Here is a 15,415-nt window from a genome sequence, read left to right as displayed (position 1 = left end):
TGGCGGGTAATTGCCGATTATTTGTGGTTTATTAAATGTTGACATTTGATTGCGGACTAATCCTAAGATACCTGTTTATAAGGTTGTCGATTATACCCTTTTGGGGGAGGCGAAACGCTGTTTGTATAATTGTGTGAGGCTGATCAGTGCCGCAATAAACAAGGCGACGGCACCGCATAGCGTGGCATTAACGATCGCTTGAGCGCCGCTTCCCAGCAGGCTGGTTAAGAGCGGCCCGAGTATTTGCCCAATGCCGTAAGTCAGGGTGACCAGGCCTAGCAGATTAATATTGCGCGGTACGCTAAGTTGACGGGCGAGCGGCATGACCAGCGAAGTGGTCCCCATAAACGTTGCGCCAAAACCCACGCTGCTTATCACCAGCAGCGGCAAGGAGTCGCTGGCGAGCGTCATGACCACGCAGGCACTTTGGATCAGTAAATTCGCCGTCAGGCATTGCAATACCCCCCAGCGTCGGGCAGCCCACAGCCAGGCGAAACAACCCGGAATAATCGATATGCCGACCAACGACCAGAGATGGGCCGTCAGCAGCGGCGACCCGGCACTTTTCGCCATCAGTGGCAGGTATGTAGCGACAATGATGTAGCCAAATCCGGCCAACCCATACAGTAGCGCCAGCAGCCACCAGGACATAGGCTGATGCTCTGTTTTTACCGGTGTGGCGGCGGGGAGCGCATGGTCGCGAGATGGCAGGAGCATAACGAGTAGCACAAAGAACAGCGCGGAGGCTGCCGCTGCCCCCAGCCAGAGCGTGTGCGATGACAGCGCAAAATGCAGACCGCTGATGACATATTCATTGCCCAGCAAAATGCCTGCGCCAACGCCGGAGAACAACGCCGCGATCACGAAGGGATGCCGGGTATGATGCAGGACGATCATCGAACCAAAGATCATCATACCGGCACTGGCGACGCCTGCCAGAAAACGGATCATCATCACCAGCGCGGGCTGCTTAACGCTTGCCATTGCCAGAATCAACCCTGCGGTAGCGAGCGCAGAAGTTAACAACATCGGGCGTAAACGTGAGGGAAGATGGAAGAGCCCGAAGGAGAAGAGCAGGCTTCCCGCCAGATATCCGGCGTAGTTGGCGCTGGCAATCCAGGAGAGCTGGTCAAACGTAAACTGACCTTCCGACAGCAGTACCGGGAGCATCGGCGTATACAGAAAGCGTCCAATTCCCATGCCCAGCGTTAAGACCAGCATGCCAAAGAGCGCGACGCTGATGGCATGACGATTTGAATCGGGGCTTCCCTCGGACATACGGACTCTCATTTCACGCTGTTAGTTTGATAATTGTTATATTACATGTGCAAATGATAATGAAAAGTAAAATAAAAACAGGGATTTTACTTTCTCCTTAAAAATTCGCCAGCGTCAGCAGGGAAGGAATTTGCGACAACAGATATAACACCAGCCCAATAGAACCGCCGACCAGCGTGCCGTTGATGCGGATAAACTGTAAATCTTTGCCGATGTTTAGCTCAATTTGCTGCGACATATCGCGCGCATCCCAGCTTTTCACCGTGTCGCTGATGTGGCGCGTCAGGAAGGTGGCGAACTCCGGCGCAACTTTATACGCGGCCTGCTCCAGATGCCCATTCAGTGAGGCGCGCAGGGCGCTATCGGCAACCAGTGTTTCGCCGAACCACTGTCCGGCGCTGGCGATGCGCTGCTTCACGCGCGAATCGTCAGCGTTAATGTCGGTTTTCACCCACTGGCGCAGGTCTGCCCACAGTTCGCCAAGATAACGGTTGAAAGCTTCGTCTTCCTTCAGATAGTTTTTCATGCTTTCGGCCCGCACGGCCATCTCCGGATCGTGTTTGAGCTTATCGATTAGCTTAAACGTGGCGCGATCGAAGGCGTGGCGGATCTGATGCGCCCGATCGTGGCTGATGTCATCCAGTAAGGAATTAACGGCATCAGACACCAGTTCGGCGCTGTGCTCGCCCAGCCATTCAGTCGGCAGGATCTTCGCTTTCAGCGGATGCTCGGTCTCCAGCCAGTGCACGATCTGTCGGGCGATAAACGCCCGCGAGCTGTCGCGCTGGAGCAGGGCGATAAGTTGGGCGATCAATGTGTCGAGCAACACCTGATGGCGGTTGTTTTTGGTCATGCTTTCCAGCATCAGCGCGCTGGTACCGGAGAGATCGACCTTGTCGATGGCTTTGTGCACCGCCCGCTTGATCAGCCGCTGAATGCGGGCGTCGTCGGTGAGTTCGAGAAAACCGCTCATTATTTGCAGCAGATGCTGGCCAATTCGCTGGGCGTTTTCCGGCTGGCTGAACCAGTTACCGATCAACAACGCCGGTTCATGGCGGCGGATCAGGGCGATCAGGGACTGGGTGTCGAGAAATTTTTCCTGCACAAACTGACCAAGGTTCTCCCCGATCCGATCCTTATTGCGCGGGATAATCGCCGTATGTTGCGAGATGAACGGGATTGGTACCCGACGAAAAAGCGCCACCACGGCGAACCAGTCCGCCAGCGCGCCGACCATCGCCGCTTCGGCGATCGCTTTGATCCCGAGCACCCAGAAGTTAGGCGGCAGAAACAGCGTGATGACGAAGGTAGCGGCGGCAATCAGCAGCAATGAGAGCGCCAGTCGCTTGGCGCGTTTGAGTTCAGCAATTTTATTCATAGGCTTAAGGATAGAGCCAGACGGGGGGATCGCGCAAAAAATGTGGAGCGCCTCCCATTTTCAGACGAGCAAAGCTTACTCCGGGATCCAGTTGTCCCAGGCGGGTAAGGGGCCGAGTTCCGCCACCAGAAAATCGATAAACGATCGCACCTTCGGATTGCTGTACTTACTGGGAAAATAGAGCGCATACAGGGCGTGGGTTTCGCAGGTGATGGTGCCGTCGAGCATCAGCGGCGTTATCTCTTCTTTTTGAATATGATCGCCAATCAGATAGGTGGGCAAATACGCCACTCCCTGATCTTCTAACACCGATTTCAGCAATACCAGACTGCTGTTGGCCTGGATAGGCATATGCAGTTTTAACTGATGCAGACGATCCTGTTCATCCGCCACCTTCAGCACCGGCGTGAGACCTGGGTAAACCAGGCAATCATGATTGACCAGATCGCTACGACGCTGGGGCATGCCTTTTTTGGCAAGGTAGCCGGGTGAGGCGCAGTACGCCCAGCGGACAGGCACCAGCTTGCGCATTGCGTAGTTCTGCGGTGGTGCGGTGGAGATTCGCAGGGCGATGTCGAAATCTGTTTCGTTCAGATTCACGAAGTTATCGTTGAGATCGATATACAGATTCACATCTGGGAACTGGGAACGATATTTATCCACCAGGTTCACCAGCCGGGAATAACCAAACGCAATTGAGCAGGTTATGCGTAATTCACCTTGCGGGCTGTGGTAATAACCGGAGGTGGTATTCAGCGTTTCATCGAATTCTTTCAAAAGCTTATTGGCGCGGTTAAAGAGATATTGCCCGGCATCGGTCAGGGTAATACTGCGGGTGGTACGTTTAATTAATGTCGTGCCTAACGTATCTTCCATTGCCGCCAGGCTTTTGCTGACCGCAGATGGCGAGACGTTGAGCTGCGCCGCGGCTTCTGACAATCCTCCGCAGTCGACGATTTTAATGAAAAACTCCAGATGCTTGAGTGAAATCGGCGTACTCATAGTTTCCTTTTATTCACAAGTGATTTGCAAAAACGGTACGAATAGGCCGTTACATTCGCGTTTTAAACATGCAACTATTGAATCACAGGAAATAACTTGCTGGCAAAATGAAAAAATAACAACTTAGGTGAGTTACGTCACAAAATAAAAGGAGGCGAAACGGAAACTCATCACATTGTGAATTTAATCTCATTAAATATTATTCTAAAGGTACCGATTATGTGGTCACGACTCGAACCCTACAGATCGTCGATTATTTTATTAGTTGCTCTGGTGATTGGCGGCTTATTAGGTATTTATGCCCCCTCGTTTGCAAGTAAACTCCAGCCAATCGGCCAGATATTCTTAAATCTGCTATTTATGATTATTGTGCCGCTGGTGGGGATCAGCGTCATGTCTTCGATCGCCAGTATGACCGACCTGAAAAGGCTGGGGCGCATTATGGCGATTATCTTTATTGTTTCGATCGCAATGGCCTTTATTCCGGCCGCCGGGATAGTCGCGCTGGCGCTATGGTATAACCCGGCGCAGGGCGTCACTATCGATCTTTCGCAGTCGGTGCAGGCGGGCAGCGGTAAGATGGATTTTGTCAGCATGATCACGACCAGCGACTTTATCGGACTGTTTTCTAAGTCCAATATTCTGGCGCTGATTGTGATGGCGATTATTGCTGGTGTGGCGATTGGTCAATCGGATCAGGCCGGTAAGCGTATTGCGTCGTTGCTGGAAGATGCCAATACCGTGATCATGAAGATCGTTTCGATCATTATGAAGGTCGCACCGATTGGCCTGGGCTGCTATTTCGCTGCCACTATGGCCAGTCAGGACTCTGCACTGCTGCTGACCTTTGCTCGCGCCATCGGTCTGTTCATGGTGGCCACGCTGGTCTACTTTGTTTTTGGCTCAATTCTCTATTCGTATATTGGCGGCGGTATTCCGGCGGTCAAAGCTTTCTGGCGTAATGCGATTGAACCGTCTGCGACTGCGCTGGGGACTTGCTCTTCGCTGGGGACTCTCCCGGTGACGCTGCGTGCCGGTAAGGCGATGGGGATTAACCCGGAAATCGTTGATGTCTCCATTCCGCTACTGGTTAACCTGAACAAAGGTGGCGTGGCGATGATTGCCGCGCTGAAAATTGTCTTTATCTATTCCGTGCTGGGCATGGAGTTCACCACCGAGACCTTCTTCCTGACCATGCTGATTGCGGTGCTCTCCGCCATTATCGTCGGCGGCGTACCGGGCGGGGCATTCCTCGGTGAAATCTTTATCGTCACTACGCTGGGCCTGCCAATGGAAGCGATCCCGATGTTGGTAGTGCTGGGCACGATTACCGATGCGCCTGCCACACTGATTAACGTTATCCATGATTTGAATGCGGCGCAGATTGTTGAACGGTTCGCTGGAAAAAAGCAGACCAACACTGAAATAAACTCTACTGCTGCGGTGGTATAGGTTTCACACGGATTAAGAACAGGAGATGTTATGAAAGACGCAATGAAGCTTGAGACGCAATTAGTTGTTGCGGGTCGCGACAAACGCTACACCCAGGGAGCGGTGAATCCGGTTATCCAGCGCGCCTCTTCGCTGGTGTTTGATACCGTGAAAGACAAAAAATTCGCCACCGCCAATCGCGCAAATGGCGAGCTGTTTTACGGTCGTCGCGGAACCTACACCCACTTTGCCTTCCAGAAGGCAATGAGCGAACTGGAAGGCGGCGTTGGTTGCGCGCTTTACCCGTGCGGCGCCGCGGCGGTGACCAATGCGATTCTGGCGTTTGTTCAGGGTGGCGATCATATTTTGATGACGGGCGCGGCCTACGAGCCAACCCAGGATTTTTGCAATAAGATCCTGAGCAAATTCAATGTGGAAACAACGTATTACGATCCGTTGATTGGTGCTGGTATCGTTGATCTTCTGCGTCCGGAAACGAAAGTTGTATTTCTCGAATCGCCAAGTTCGATCACCATCGAAGTCCAGGATGTACCGGGGATGGTGAAAGCTATCCGCGCGGTTAATCCGGAGATTGTCATTATGATCGACAACACCTGGGCGGCGGGTGTGCTGTTCAAAGCGCTGGAATATGGCGTGGATATTTCCATTCAGGCGGGAACGAAGTACACCATCGGTCATTCGGACGGCATGCTGGGCACGGCGGTGTCCAACGCGCGTTGTTGGGATCGTCTGCGCGAGAACTCCTATTTGATGGGGCAAACGCTGGATGCCGATACGGCCTACAACGGCAGCCGTGGATTGCGCACCCTGGCGGTACGTCTTAAGCAGCATCAGGAGAGCAGCATCCATATTGCCCGCTGGCTGTCGGCAAGGCCGGAAGTGGCGCGGGTGAATCATCCGGCATTACCGGAATGCCCGGGGCACGAGTATTTTCAGCGTGACTTTGCCGGAAGCTCAGGCCTGTTCTCGTTTGTGCTGAAAAAGAGACTGACCGACGAGCAGATGGCGAATTTCCTCGATAACTTCTCGCTGTTCCATATGGCCTATTCGTGGGGCGGATTTGAGTCGCTTATTCTGGCGAATCAGCCGGAAGAGCTGAACAGCATTCGCCCAGCCGGAGAGGTAGATTTCAGCGGCACACTGGTCAGGGTGCATATTGGCCTTGAGGATATTGGCGACCTGATTGCCGATCTGGAAGCAGGGTTTGCGCGCATTGCTTAAGATAATGTGATGGTTGCCGGATGCGGTGCAAGCGCCTTATCCGGCCTATCACTACGACATAGGCCGGATAAGCGTCAGTGCCATCCGGCTTGTTAGTTTTCAGTGGCTAACGTTGTTGTTTCATGCTGGCGAACCCGCTTCAGTAAGCCTGCCAGGGTAAAGACGACAGCAATACCCGCCGCAACCGCCAGCAGATGAAACGAAATCCTGCCGCCGTTAAACCACAGCCAACGTCCGATTTCGACAGAAACCGCCATCACCGTCAGGATGACCATATTCAGCGACGCCGAGACCGTACCCTTCGGTAAGTTGTTGGAAAACAGCGTAAAGCGGAACAGCGTCGGAAAGATCATACCAATGCCAAACGCATACAGGCTGGTTCCCAGCACCGACCACAGCCAGACGTGTGGCCACAGCAAATTGCCGGCAATCAGCACCGCCAGTCCGCTCAGTTGAATGGGTGCCGCCCGCCAGATAAAGCGTGGCTGGGTTGGATCCTTCACAAAACGAACAACCACCATATTGGCGACGATCACCGCGCCAAACACCGGTGCCTGCGCCCAGGCAAACTCTGATGTGCTCATACCGCCAGCGTCGATCAGGATCACCGGCGAGACCGCCACCCAGCTCATCATCGGGATATAGCTTAGCGACAGCGTGGCTGCGCCAAACAGGAATACCCGGTTGCGGAAAACGTCGCGGAAATCACACAGTACGCCGCGTGCACTGAACGGCACCGCGCCGCGCTTAACGGTTTCCGGCATTGCTAACGCTAGCCCTATCAGGGCGATAAGCCCCATGGCGGCGATAATGGCAAACAGGACTTTCCAGTGTACAAAGTGCATCAGCGCTGCGCCGGAGAGCGGGCCGATAACTGGCGCAACCAGCACAATGGAGGTGATTATCGCCATTAACTTAATGGCCTTCGTTTGCCCAAACGCCTCCTGCACCGTGACATAGCCAACGGTAGCGATAAAGCAGATGCTGGTGCCCTGTACAAATCGGGCGACCAGAAATTGCGTCATTGAGGTGGTCAATAGCGTGGCAGCGCAGGCGAGCGTAAAGATTAATGCCCCCGCAATCAGCACCGGTCGACGGCCAATCCGGTCGGAAAGCGGTCCCAGCAGCCATTGCAGCGCCATGCCGCCAGCCAGATAGAGGCTCACCGCAGCGGGGGCCAGGCTGACGTCGGCGTTGAAATCACGCACCACATTGATGATGCCTGGCTGGATCAGGTCCGTCGACAGATAAGCGGCGAAGTCATATAAAATCAACGCGACAGGAAAAAATAGCGTCGTGGTGCGTTGGGAGAAAAACGCGAGAATCCGTTGCATAAAACAGCTCCTTTTCGGGAGAAAACCCTCAACGGGAATAGCGAAATTCAATACCGTCTTTGAGACGTCAGACCGATGACAGAAAAAAGCAGACTGCAAATGTACTGAATTTCATGTAATCAAAAACGCTGCCTGCGCGAGGCGCAAACAGGAGAAACGTTTTCAGACTCGAGTCAGAAAACGTAACGATTACAGGTAACAATCAGCACATCGCACCTCGGGAAGAATTGGTTGAATGGATAATAGCCACCCAAAGTGTAATGCGGATTGGATATTAATTAAACGAGTTTATCCGCTTTATTTGCAGAAAATCGTCACGCTTATCAGAAAGTGACGCTCTGCAGAAAACGCAGCGCGATTGCACAACCGAAGACGATCAATACGCCGCCGGCGATACGCTCGATCCACAATATCCCTCTGGTTAACCGTCGCTGGATCTGCGGTAAGCCGATGAACATCACGATCAGCAGATCCCAGAACAACACCACGCTGGTCATCCAGATCCCGCTCATGGTTTGTTGCAGCAGCGTCACCGACGGGCCGAGCAGGGCGGTCATCAGCGCCAGATAGAACAGCGCATTTTTTGGGTTGAGCAGCGACGAGCCTAATCCCAGCAGCAGCTGTTTACCAAATCCTGGACAGGTAGACTGGGCGTCTGCTCCGGTCAGGGTTTGCGGGCGGCTGCGTATAAGCAGGCTGCCAATCCATAATAAATAGAGCGCGCCCAGCAGCTCAATAACCGTAAACAGCAGGGGAAGCTGGCGCAGGATCCCCCAACCAATAATCGCCAGCAGAATATACAGCCCGTTGCCGATGGCGATCCCCACGCACAGTCCGGCGCTGCCGCGCATCCGGTAACGTACGGCGTAACCGACCAGTAAAAAGAAGTCCGGCCCTGGGCTGAGTAGTGCAACAAAATGCGCCAGCGCCAGCGCGGGAAAAGCAGACGGAAAAAGTTCAGCAAGCAGCGACATAGCGACCTCAGAAAATGAAACAGAGATCAGCGTACGCCTGACGCAACGCTAATTATTGTCTGATATTGATCGTCCCAGTGCGTACTGGCGCGGTGTGGCTGCTGTGTAGCGAACAAAGGTGCGATGGAAATGGCTCTGGTCGGCAAACCCGCTCTGGTAGCCGACATCGACAATCTCGTCCCCGGCCCGTAGCCGCTGACGGGCATAGTCAATCCGCATGATGTTCAGATAATTTCCCGGCGTCAGCCCGGTGTCCTGCTTAAAGGTCCGAATCAGCGTCTCTTTACGCATGTGACACTCATCTGCCAGCTCATCCAACGAGGGTGGGGAGAGCAGACTGGACTGCAACCGCTTGCGCAGATACTGGCTGGTGACGCTTAGGTTTTCAGGTGTTACCGACTGCAATGGCAGCGAGCGCAGCAATGCTTGTGCAGCATCAGTTATCTGCGTCGTTTGCCGTTGCGGCATGAGCGCCACAAGGTGCATGTAGCACTGGAATAATTGCGGATCGCGGATAACAGGAGTGCGCGTGCAAAGCCGTTGATTGCTGTTCAGCGCAGGCAGATGGGCAAGACACCACCGGGTATCAAGATAAAGCATGTGATAGCTGCGAAATTGCCCGTTGACGGGATTACAGCTGTGAGGTGTCAGTGGTGGGATCACAATGAGATCGCCCACCTTCAGATGGTATTCCTTGTCATCGCACAGGCAGCAGGTTCCTCCCTCGAGAATTGCCCCAATCGAGAGCTGAGAGTGGTGATGGTGCTTATAGGCCTGCTGGCTGCGCCAGGTGCTGCGCAGCTCCAGCCACGGCAGTTGCTCATCACGCCAGAACGATTGTGGAATATCTCGGGTATGCGTCACATCGTGTCCTCCATGAAAGTGATGACTTGTTATAGCACAGGCCCTGCGGTGAAAAAGCGGGAATGTGCATTGAGGTCGTGATTCTGCGTGATGCGTTCCAGACAAATGCAGACGTTACAAAGGGGCGTTTTTATCCCGGAAATCGTCTCGCAAAGAGAGAAAGTTACAGGTGAGGGTGTGGTTTACCAGCGCTACAGTCACGGCATCTTATTTCCAGGTGATGGATCGCCATGAACAAAGCACCGACTTCCACCCCGCATGATGCGGTCTTTAAAACGTTTTTGCGCCACCCTGAGACAGCTCGGGATTTTCTACAAATACATCTTCCCGCTTCGCTGCGCGAACTTTGCGATTTTCAGACGCTGAAACTCAAGCCGGATAGTTTCATTGAAGAGGATTTACGTGCGCACTATTCCGATGTGTTGTGGTCCGTGAAAACGACGGAAGGTGATGGCTATGTTTATGTGGTGATTGAACACCAAAGCACACCGGATGCGCATATGGCATTCAGGTTGATGCGTTACGCGGTAGCGGCCATGCAGAAGCATTTAGATGCCGGGCATCAGCAATTACCGCTGGTGGTGCCGATGTTGTTCTATCACGGTGCGAAAAGCCCATATCCTTATTCCCTATGCTGGTTGGACGAGTTTGCCAACCCGAAGCTGGCTCGTCAGCTGTATGCTGTGGCGTTTCCGCTGGTGGATATTACGGTTATCCCGGATGACGAAATTGTGCAGCATCGACGTATGGCGCTGCTGGAGTTAATCCAAAAACATATTCGTCAGCGCGACCTTATGGGGCTGGTCGAGCAAATTGTTTCCCTGCTACTTACCGGACTGACTAATGACAGCCAGATAAAGACGCTGTTTAATTATATTTTACGAACTGGCGATGCGCCTCGATTCAGTGAGTTTATTCGTGAGGTTGCCGAACGTTCACCGCAGTATAAGGAGCATTTGATGACGATCGCCGACAGATTGCATGAGGCAGGGCTACAAAAAGGCAGGCTGGAAGGGTTACAGGAAGGGCGACGTGATGAGGCGCTCCGTATTGCCCGCACCATGCTGGCAGACGGTATTGATATCTGCACGGTACAAAAAATTACCCGGCTTTCCGCAGAAGATATTCAGGGTTTAAGTCATTAGATATGAGTTAAATCGCATAATCGTCTGGCCGAAATCACCGGGCGGTCCGGTTTACTCTATCGCCATCTTTACCGCCTCGCCGAGCTTTTGCATCACTTCCTGATGCTTCTCGTTTGGCGGCAACGCGCAGTTGATGCGTACGCAGTTGCGATACTTTCCGGATGCGGAGAACAGCGATCCCGGTGCGACCTGGATTTTCAGGCGACAGAGCTGCTTAGCGACGCAGACCATATCGACCTGGAGCGGCAGCTCGACCCACAGCATAAAGCCGCCTTTCGGTCGAGTGACGCAGATCCCGCAGGGAAAATATTCTCGTACCCAGCAGGTGTAGATCTCCATATTACGCTGATAAATCTGGCGCATACGCCGGATATGCCGATGGTAATGACCTTCGCGCACAAAGGAGGCTGCTGCCAACTGCGTAGCGGGAACGTTAGTACCAATGACGGCGTACTTCATGTGTAGCAGTTTGTTGTAATAGCGACCGGGAACCACCCAACCCACGCGCAGTCCGGGGGCTACGGATTTGGTAAACGAACTGCAGAGTATTACCCGGCCGTCACTGTCCCAGGAGTGGATCGTACGCGGGCGCGGATACTCTGTGGCCAGTTCGCCATACACATCATCTTCAAAAATGACGATGTCGTGACGCTGGGCGAGGGCGAGCACCGCCCGCTTACGCGCATCCGGCATAATGAACCCGAGAGGGTTGTTGCAGTTGGGAACCAGCAGCACGCCTTTAATCGGCCACTGATCCAGCGCCAGCTCCAGCGCTTCAATGCTGATCCCGGTATCCGGATCGGTTGGGATCTCAATCACCTTGATCCCCAGGCCGCGCAGTAGCTGCATTGTGCCGTAGTAGGTGGGTGATTCAACGGCGACAATGTCTCCTGGCTGACAAACCGCCAGCAGCGCCAGCGACATTCCGCTCTGGCTCCCGTTGGTTATCACAATATCATCGGCGTTGAGGACTGAACCGCTATCCAGCATCAGACGGGCGATCTGCTGGCGCAGATCCTGGCTGCCGGGAAGCTTGTCGTACCCCAGTACCGCCTTCAGATTATGCTGCACTACGCGGCTGAGCTCGCGCCAGAGCGGTTTCAGGCTCGGTTGACTGACATCTGGTGCGCCGCTGCTGAAGGGGATCACAGATTTATCGCTATGCCCTTTTAGCATATCCAGCACCAGATCCCACTGCGTTATCTCGACCGGACGCTGCACCGGGCGTGACATCGGCGGTACGGGCGGCAGCGCTTTTTGCGGCGCGACAAAATAACCGGAACGCGGCTGCGGGGTGATCAGTTGCCGCTGTTCCAGCATCTGATACGCCTGCTGGACGGTGCTGATACTGACCCCGTGCTCCTGACTCAGGTTACGTACCGAAGGCAGTTTTTCGCCATGGCGATACAACCCCTGCTCAATGCGTTCGGCCAGCAGATTGGCCAGATGTTGGTAACGCGTCATGCTGTATCCCTTATGGGTACCATACAGATTAAAAAACCAGTACAGATTGGCGTGAAAAAAGCGATGCAGAACTCTTTTTAACCAATCTGTATGTTAAATAAAAGTACTTTGTGAGTCTGTATTGCTTAGGGCCAAATCCGTGAAGATAAAACCTCAGACAAGGCGGGGAGGCAAGGTATGGAATTTCATGAGAATAAAGCAAAGCAGCCATTTATTGGGTTTGTTCTGATCTGGCGGGCATATAAGGCGTGGCGGTTACGGGCGCAAACGCGGCGCGTACTGCAACAGATGAGTAATGAGCGGCTGCGGGACGTCGGGCTGCGACGCGATCAGGTGGAGTGAATCGTTGCTAATTTACAGATGTCTGGAGCAGGTTGAGATGTTTTTTCAACCTGCTCATTAAAAAATACCACTTGCGAATGATTTACCAGAATAAGACAAGACGATCTTATGACATAAAAGGGTTTATTCAACGCTTAACCTTACCTTAGAGTCGTAGGGGGAATGCGGAAATGAAAATAAAAATTACGCGGGGTTTATATTTTGTATTGATGTCTGGTGCCGTAATGATGGCGGCGAGTTGTACTAGTAATAAACCGGGAGTGGTAGCGCAAGAGTGGTCAAAAAATACCAGCCAGTTGGGGATTTATCCGCTATATCCACCAAGGGAACGCTTCTTCCCCGGAGATATTTATATTGTCCCGATTGCTGGCGACAAAACGATAAATCGCTTACCTGCAGAGTATTATATGATCAGACCGTTGCGCTACGATCACGTAGATATGAGCAAAGAACTGAGTAATGAACAGCAGGTCATAGAATTGCCGCTGACGGGAACAATGTCTGATGGCAAGGGAGGAAAGAGCATACCTGAACCTTTCTACCCCTATCCCGAAAGCAAAAAGCGTATTAATGGTGTTGTGGCATTTCCTGGTTTTACATTTGCGTCCTCAACTGAAGGGGCTTTAGGTATCAATGTTCCGACAGGAGCATGGGGCATAACTGGTGAGGCCGGAGGAAAAGCGAATTATACTGTCTCATATTCGGTACCTAATGCTGAAATGATCAGCATCGATCTGCGGCGTGCTTTGCAAAAGTATCGTGAGTATCGACATTCATTATCAATTAATAATATTTACGATCTTTATTATCTGCAAGAGGTGATGAACGCCAGAATTAATGGGTTGCGTTCGCGTAATTCACAATATAGAGATCTAAAACCGGGTATTGTTTTTGTAACAGATGTCTATTATACCAGACGTATTAATGTTTCAATCACGTCTGATAAAGGATTTAGCATGCAGGGCTCGGCAACGGTTGCCAGGCTGGTAGAATTATCAAAACAAGCACAGGATATTGAAAACGAACTGGTGAAAATTAAACCCTCTGTCGGTGCCAGTAGCAGCAGTGGAGGCTCCAGTGGCTCTGCACCAGAGAACCAAAATGGGCAGTCGTTACAGGCCCAGCTTGCTGCTCTGCAAAAATCTATGTATCAACTGGCGCAGTCAATGACACCTTCTGCCCCCGGAGCTTCGGGAACCGTCACCAGCGTTTCCAGTATGGGAGTTTCAATGGTACAAACATTCCCACATCCGATAGCCATTGGCTACAGTGCGATAAGCAGCAGTGTTAGTGGATTTATCGCGTTTAACCCATTGTTTATTCCGGCAGTAGAGGCCTCCACACCGTTGCATGAACCCTCTGTACTGGATACTACTGCGGAAAGGCCGCCGTCTGTGAAGCCTGCGGCACAAAAGCAGACGGTAATTGCAAAACCAACAATGCATCGTGACCTGACAGGCCAAGGAGAGGTTGCGCATCCTTTCAAAGGTAAGAGCACTATTCCGCTCGACGTAAATACGCTGACGGATCTTCCTGAGTAAATGCGGTTCAGGTCGATATTAACGTAGATGCCGTCTTCCCGTAAGGTGACAATGCTGCCGATGTTTTTTCTGGTGCGAAGGATTCTGAACTGTTGTGCAGTGTTGCGGTTTGTGATTACCGATTGAGTAGGGGATGAGTGTCGGATGGCGGCTGCGCCTTAATGCCATTTTGCGCGAAGCGATGCTGCGCGAGCAAAATAAGAAATAGTGAGTTGATGCCCGATGAGTGCCATCGGGCAATCCAGAATGAGGGTTACTTCTTCAATCCCGCAAACGCGGCTCTGATCTCGTCTTCCGGCAGGTTAATACCGATAAACACCAGCAGGCTGTGGGGTTGTTCGTCGTCCCACGGGCGATCCCAGTCGGCGCTGTACAGACGCTGAACGCCCTGGAACAGCAGGCGGTTCGGCTCGCCGTCAATCCACAGCATGCCTTTGTAGCGCAGCAGCTTCTCGGCGGATTCCAGCAGCAGATTTTCCATTACCCGCGACACGTCACTGATGTTTACCGGGTAATCCAGCTCGACGACGATCGAGGAGATATCATTTTGCTTGTCGGCGATAAAGTGGAAGCGCGGTTTGGCGCTGACCACGTTCTCCTCGAGCATGAAACCGTTGGTATCGAACAGCAAGGAGAGGTCGATATCACCATGCGTGACGGTATACACCGGGGCGCGGGCGTTGATGCGCGCCAGGCGCTCACGCAGTTTCTCGCTTTCACCCGCCACGTCGGTTTTGGTCAGCAGGATGCGGTCAGCGTAGCCTACCTGTGACTGGGCGATGGTGAACTGGTTCATCTGCTCGTCGGCATGTACCGCGTCAACCAGCGCAATCACACCGTCCAACAGGTAGCGTTCGCAAATCACTTCATGGGAGAAAAAGGTCTGAATAATCGGGCCGGGGTCGGCCATGCCGGTGCACTCGATCACCAAACGGTCGAAATGGATGGCGCCTTTGTCGAGGTTGTCGAGCAGATCTAACAGTGCGTCTTCCAGCTCACTGGAGCGGGTACAGCAAATGCAGCCGTTGGTCAGGGTTTTGATCTGCGTGGCGCGGTCGCCAATCAGCTGATCGTCCACCGAGACTTCGCCGAATTCGTTTTCGATAACGGCAATCTTATAGCCGTGCTGCTCGTTGAGAATATGGCGCAGCAGGGTGGTTTTACCCGCGCCAAGAAAACCGGTGAGTAGGGTAACTGCAATCGGGGTCATTCATTTCTCCTTCTAACAGCAACTGCTTCCGCCGCTACCGTAGCGGGCTTCCTGGCGCTCGCGGAAGAATTCTTCGTAGGTCATGTACGGCTTATCGGGATGGTTGGTCTTCATGTGCTCGACGTAGTTGTCGTAGTCCGGAATGCCAATCAGCATCTTTGCCGCCTGACCGAGGTATTTTTTTGCCTGACCTAAAGTACCAAACATAAA

The 15,415-nt window shown here is 52.9% G+C and carries 14 protein-coding genes; 5 read left to right on the top strand and 9 right to left on the bottom strand.

Annotation, left to right across the window (positions count from 1 at the left end):
* Positions 1 to 90: 90 nt before the first annotated feature.
* The 3 genes from HV237_RS20690 to HV237_RS20680 form a co-directional block, all read right to left on the bottom strand.
* Entirely contained in the window at positions 91 to 1,278 is a 1,188-nt protein-coding gene (locus tag HV237_RS20690; protein WP_047358395.1) for an MFS transporter, read from the bottom strand.
* A gap of 97 nt (positions 1,279 to 1,375) precedes the next feature.
* Positions 1,376 to 2,656 (bottom strand): DUF445 domain-containing protein, encoded by a 1,281-nt coding sequence (locus tag HV237_RS20685; protein WP_016151562.1) that lies wholly within the window; start codon positions 2,654 to 2,656, stop codon positions 1,376 to 1,378.
* Between the two features lie 75 nt (positions 2,657 to 2,731).
* Entirely contained in the window at positions 2,732 to 3,658 is a 927-nt protein-coding gene (locus HV237_RS20680; protein ID WP_016151563.1) for a LysR family transcriptional regulator, read from the bottom strand.
* A 219-nt stretch (positions 3,659 to 3,877) separates the two neighbouring features.
* Here HV237_RS20680 and HV237_RS20675 point away from each other — a divergent pair, with 219 nt between their 5' ends.
* Both HV237_RS20675 and metC read left to right on the top strand, forming a co-directional pair.
* Positions 3,878 to 5,110: a dicarboxylate/amino acid:cation symporter gene (locus tag HV237_RS20675; protein WP_003019196.1), complete on the top strand. Its 1,233-nt coding sequence runs from the start codon at positions 3,878 to 3,880 to the stop codon at positions 5,108 to 5,110.
* A 30-nt stretch (positions 5,111 to 5,140) separates the two neighbouring features.
* Positions 5,141 to 6,331, top strand: coding sequence for a cystathionine beta-lyase (metC, locus tag HV237_RS20670; RefSeq protein ID WP_181541592.1), 1,191 nt, complete (start codon positions 5,141 to 5,143; stop codon positions 6,329 to 6,331).
* Between the two features lie 92 nt (positions 6,332 to 6,423).
* Here the strand turns inward: metC and mdtM are convergent, their stop codons facing one another.
* From mdtM to HV237_RS20655, 3 genes are all read right to left on the bottom strand, one after another.
* A complete protein-coding gene (mdtM, locus tag HV237_RS20665) occupies positions 6,424 to 7,665 on the bottom strand; it encodes a multidrug efflux MFS transporter MdtM (RefSeq protein WP_047500795.1) in 1,242 nt (413 codons plus the stop codon).
* A gap of 323 nt (positions 7,666 to 7,988) precedes the next feature.
* Positions 7,989 to 8,639 carry a LysE family translocator gene (locus HV237_RS20660; RefSeq protein ID WP_047358393.1) on the bottom strand — a complete coding sequence of 217 codons (651 nt, stop codon included), beginning with the start codon at positions 8,637 to 8,639 and terminating at the stop codon, positions 7,989 to 7,991.
* 48 nt (positions 8,640 to 8,687) lie between these two features.
* The gene (locus tag HV237_RS20655) at positions 8,688 to 9,503 is read right to left on the bottom strand and encodes an AraC family transcriptional regulator (RefSeq protein WP_047358392.1); all 816 of its coding nucleotides are present in this window, start codon (positions 9,501 to 9,503) and stop codon (positions 8,688 to 8,690) included.
* Between the two features lie 230 nt (positions 9,504 to 9,733).
* Between HV237_RS20655 and HV237_RS20650 the strand changes: the two genes are divergently transcribed.
* On the top strand, positions 9,734 to 10,648 hold the full coding sequence (locus tag HV237_RS20650) for an Rpn family recombination-promoting nuclease/putative transposase (protein ID WP_047358391.1): 915 nt from the start codon (positions 9,734 to 9,736) through the stop codon (positions 10,646 to 10,648).
* Positions 10,649 to 10,699: 51 nt separating this feature from the next.
* Here HV237_RS20650 and HV237_RS20645 read toward each other — a convergent pair whose 3' ends face one another.
* Entirely contained in the window at positions 10,700 to 12,112 is a 1,413-nt protein-coding gene (locus HV237_RS20645; protein ID WP_047358390.1) for a PLP-dependent aminotransferase family protein, read from the bottom strand.
* A 177-nt stretch (positions 12,113 to 12,289) separates the two neighbouring features.
* Between HV237_RS20645 and HV237_RS20640 the strand changes: the two genes are divergently transcribed.
* Positions 12,290 to 12,454, top strand: coding sequence for a DUF1127 domain-containing protein (locus tag HV237_RS20640; protein WP_016155606.1), 165 nt, complete (start codon positions 12,290 to 12,292; stop codon positions 12,452 to 12,454).
* Positions 12,455 to 12,624: 170 nt separating this feature from the next.
* On the top strand, positions 12,625 to 13,995 hold the full coding sequence (locus HV237_RS20635; protein WP_065554586.1) for a hypothetical protein: 1,371 nt from the start codon (positions 12,625 to 12,627) through the stop codon (positions 13,993 to 13,995).
* 253 nt (positions 13,996 to 14,248) lie between these two features.
* Here HV237_RS20635 and yjiA read toward each other — a convergent pair whose 3' ends face one another.
* Entirely contained in the window at positions 14,249 to 15,205 is a 957-nt protein-coding gene (yjiA, locus tag HV237_RS20630; protein ID WP_016151577.1) for a GTPase, read from the bottom strand.
* A 12-nt stretch (positions 15,206 to 15,217) separates the two neighbouring features.
* On the bottom strand, positions 15,218 to 15,412 hold the full coding sequence (locus HV237_RS20625; RefSeq protein ID WP_003830038.1) for a YbdD/YjiX family protein: 195 nt from the start codon (positions 15,410 to 15,412) through the stop codon (positions 15,218 to 15,220).
* Positions 15,413 to 15,415: the final 3 nt, after the last annotated feature.

The sequence above is a fragment of the Citrobacter sp. RHBSTW-00570 genome, from assembly GCF_013739755.1.
GTDB classification, from domain to species: Bacteria; Pseudomonadota; Gammaproteobacteria; order Enterobacterales; family Enterobacteriaceae; genus Citrobacter; species Citrobacter braakii.
The sequence above is the reverse complement of the archived record's forward strand: the minus strand, read 5'-3'. Positions and strand labels throughout refer to the sequence as shown.

What these genes read in the sequence shown, in the direction of transcription:
- HV237_RS20690 (WP_047358395.1), bottom strand. Translation starts at nt 1,278, where the DNA reads ATGTCCGAGGGAAGCCCCGATTCAAATCGTCATGCCATCAGCGTCGCG.
- HV237_RS20635 (WP_065554586.1), top strand. Translation starts at nt 12,625, where the DNA reads ATGAAAATAAAAATTACGCGGGGTTTATATTTTGTATTGATGTCTGGT.
- HV237_RS20680 (WP_016151563.1), bottom strand. Translation starts at nt 3,658, where the DNA reads ATGAGTACGCCGATTTCACTCAAGCATCTGGAGTTTTTCATTAAAATC.
- HV237_RS20640 (WP_016155606.1), top strand. Translation starts at nt 12,290, where the DNA reads ATGGAATTTCATGAGAATAAAGCAAAGCAGCCATTTATTGGGTTTGTT.
- HV237_RS20645 (WP_047358390.1), bottom strand. Translation starts at nt 12,112, where the DNA reads ATGACGCGTTACCAACATCTGGCCAATCTGCTGGCCGAACGCATTGAG.
- metC (WP_181541592.1), top strand. Translation starts at nt 5,141, where the DNA reads ATGAAAGACGCAATGAAGCTTGAGACGCAATTAGTTGTTGCGGGTCGC.
- HV237_RS20660 (WP_047358393.1), bottom strand. Translation starts at nt 8,639, where the DNA reads ATGTCGCTGCTTGCTGAACTTTTTCCGTCTGCTTTTCCCGCGCTGGCG.
- HV237_RS20650 (WP_047358391.1), top strand. Translation starts at nt 9,734, where the DNA reads ATGAACAAAGCACCGACTTCCACCCCGCATGATGCGGTCTTTAAAACG.
- HV237_RS20685 (WP_016151562.1), bottom strand. Translation starts at nt 2,656, where the DNA reads ATGAATAAAATTGCTGAACTCAAACGCGCCAAGCGACTGGCGCTCTCA.
- HV237_RS20675 (WP_003019196.1), top strand. Translation starts at nt 3,878, where the DNA reads ATGTGGTCACGACTCGAACCCTACAGATCGTCGATTATTTTATTAGTT.
- HV237_RS20625 (WP_003830038.1), bottom strand. Translation starts at nt 15,412, where the DNA reads ATGTTTGGTACTTTAGGTCAGGCAAAAAAATACCTCGGTCAGGCGGCA.
- yjiA (WP_016151577.1), bottom strand. Translation starts at nt 15,205, where the DNA reads ATGACCCCGATTGCAGTTACCCTACTCACCGGTTTTCTTGGCGCGGGT.
- mdtM (WP_047500795.1), bottom strand. Translation starts at nt 7,665, where the DNA reads ATGCAACGGATTCTCGCGTTTTTCTCCCAACGCACCACGACGCTATTT.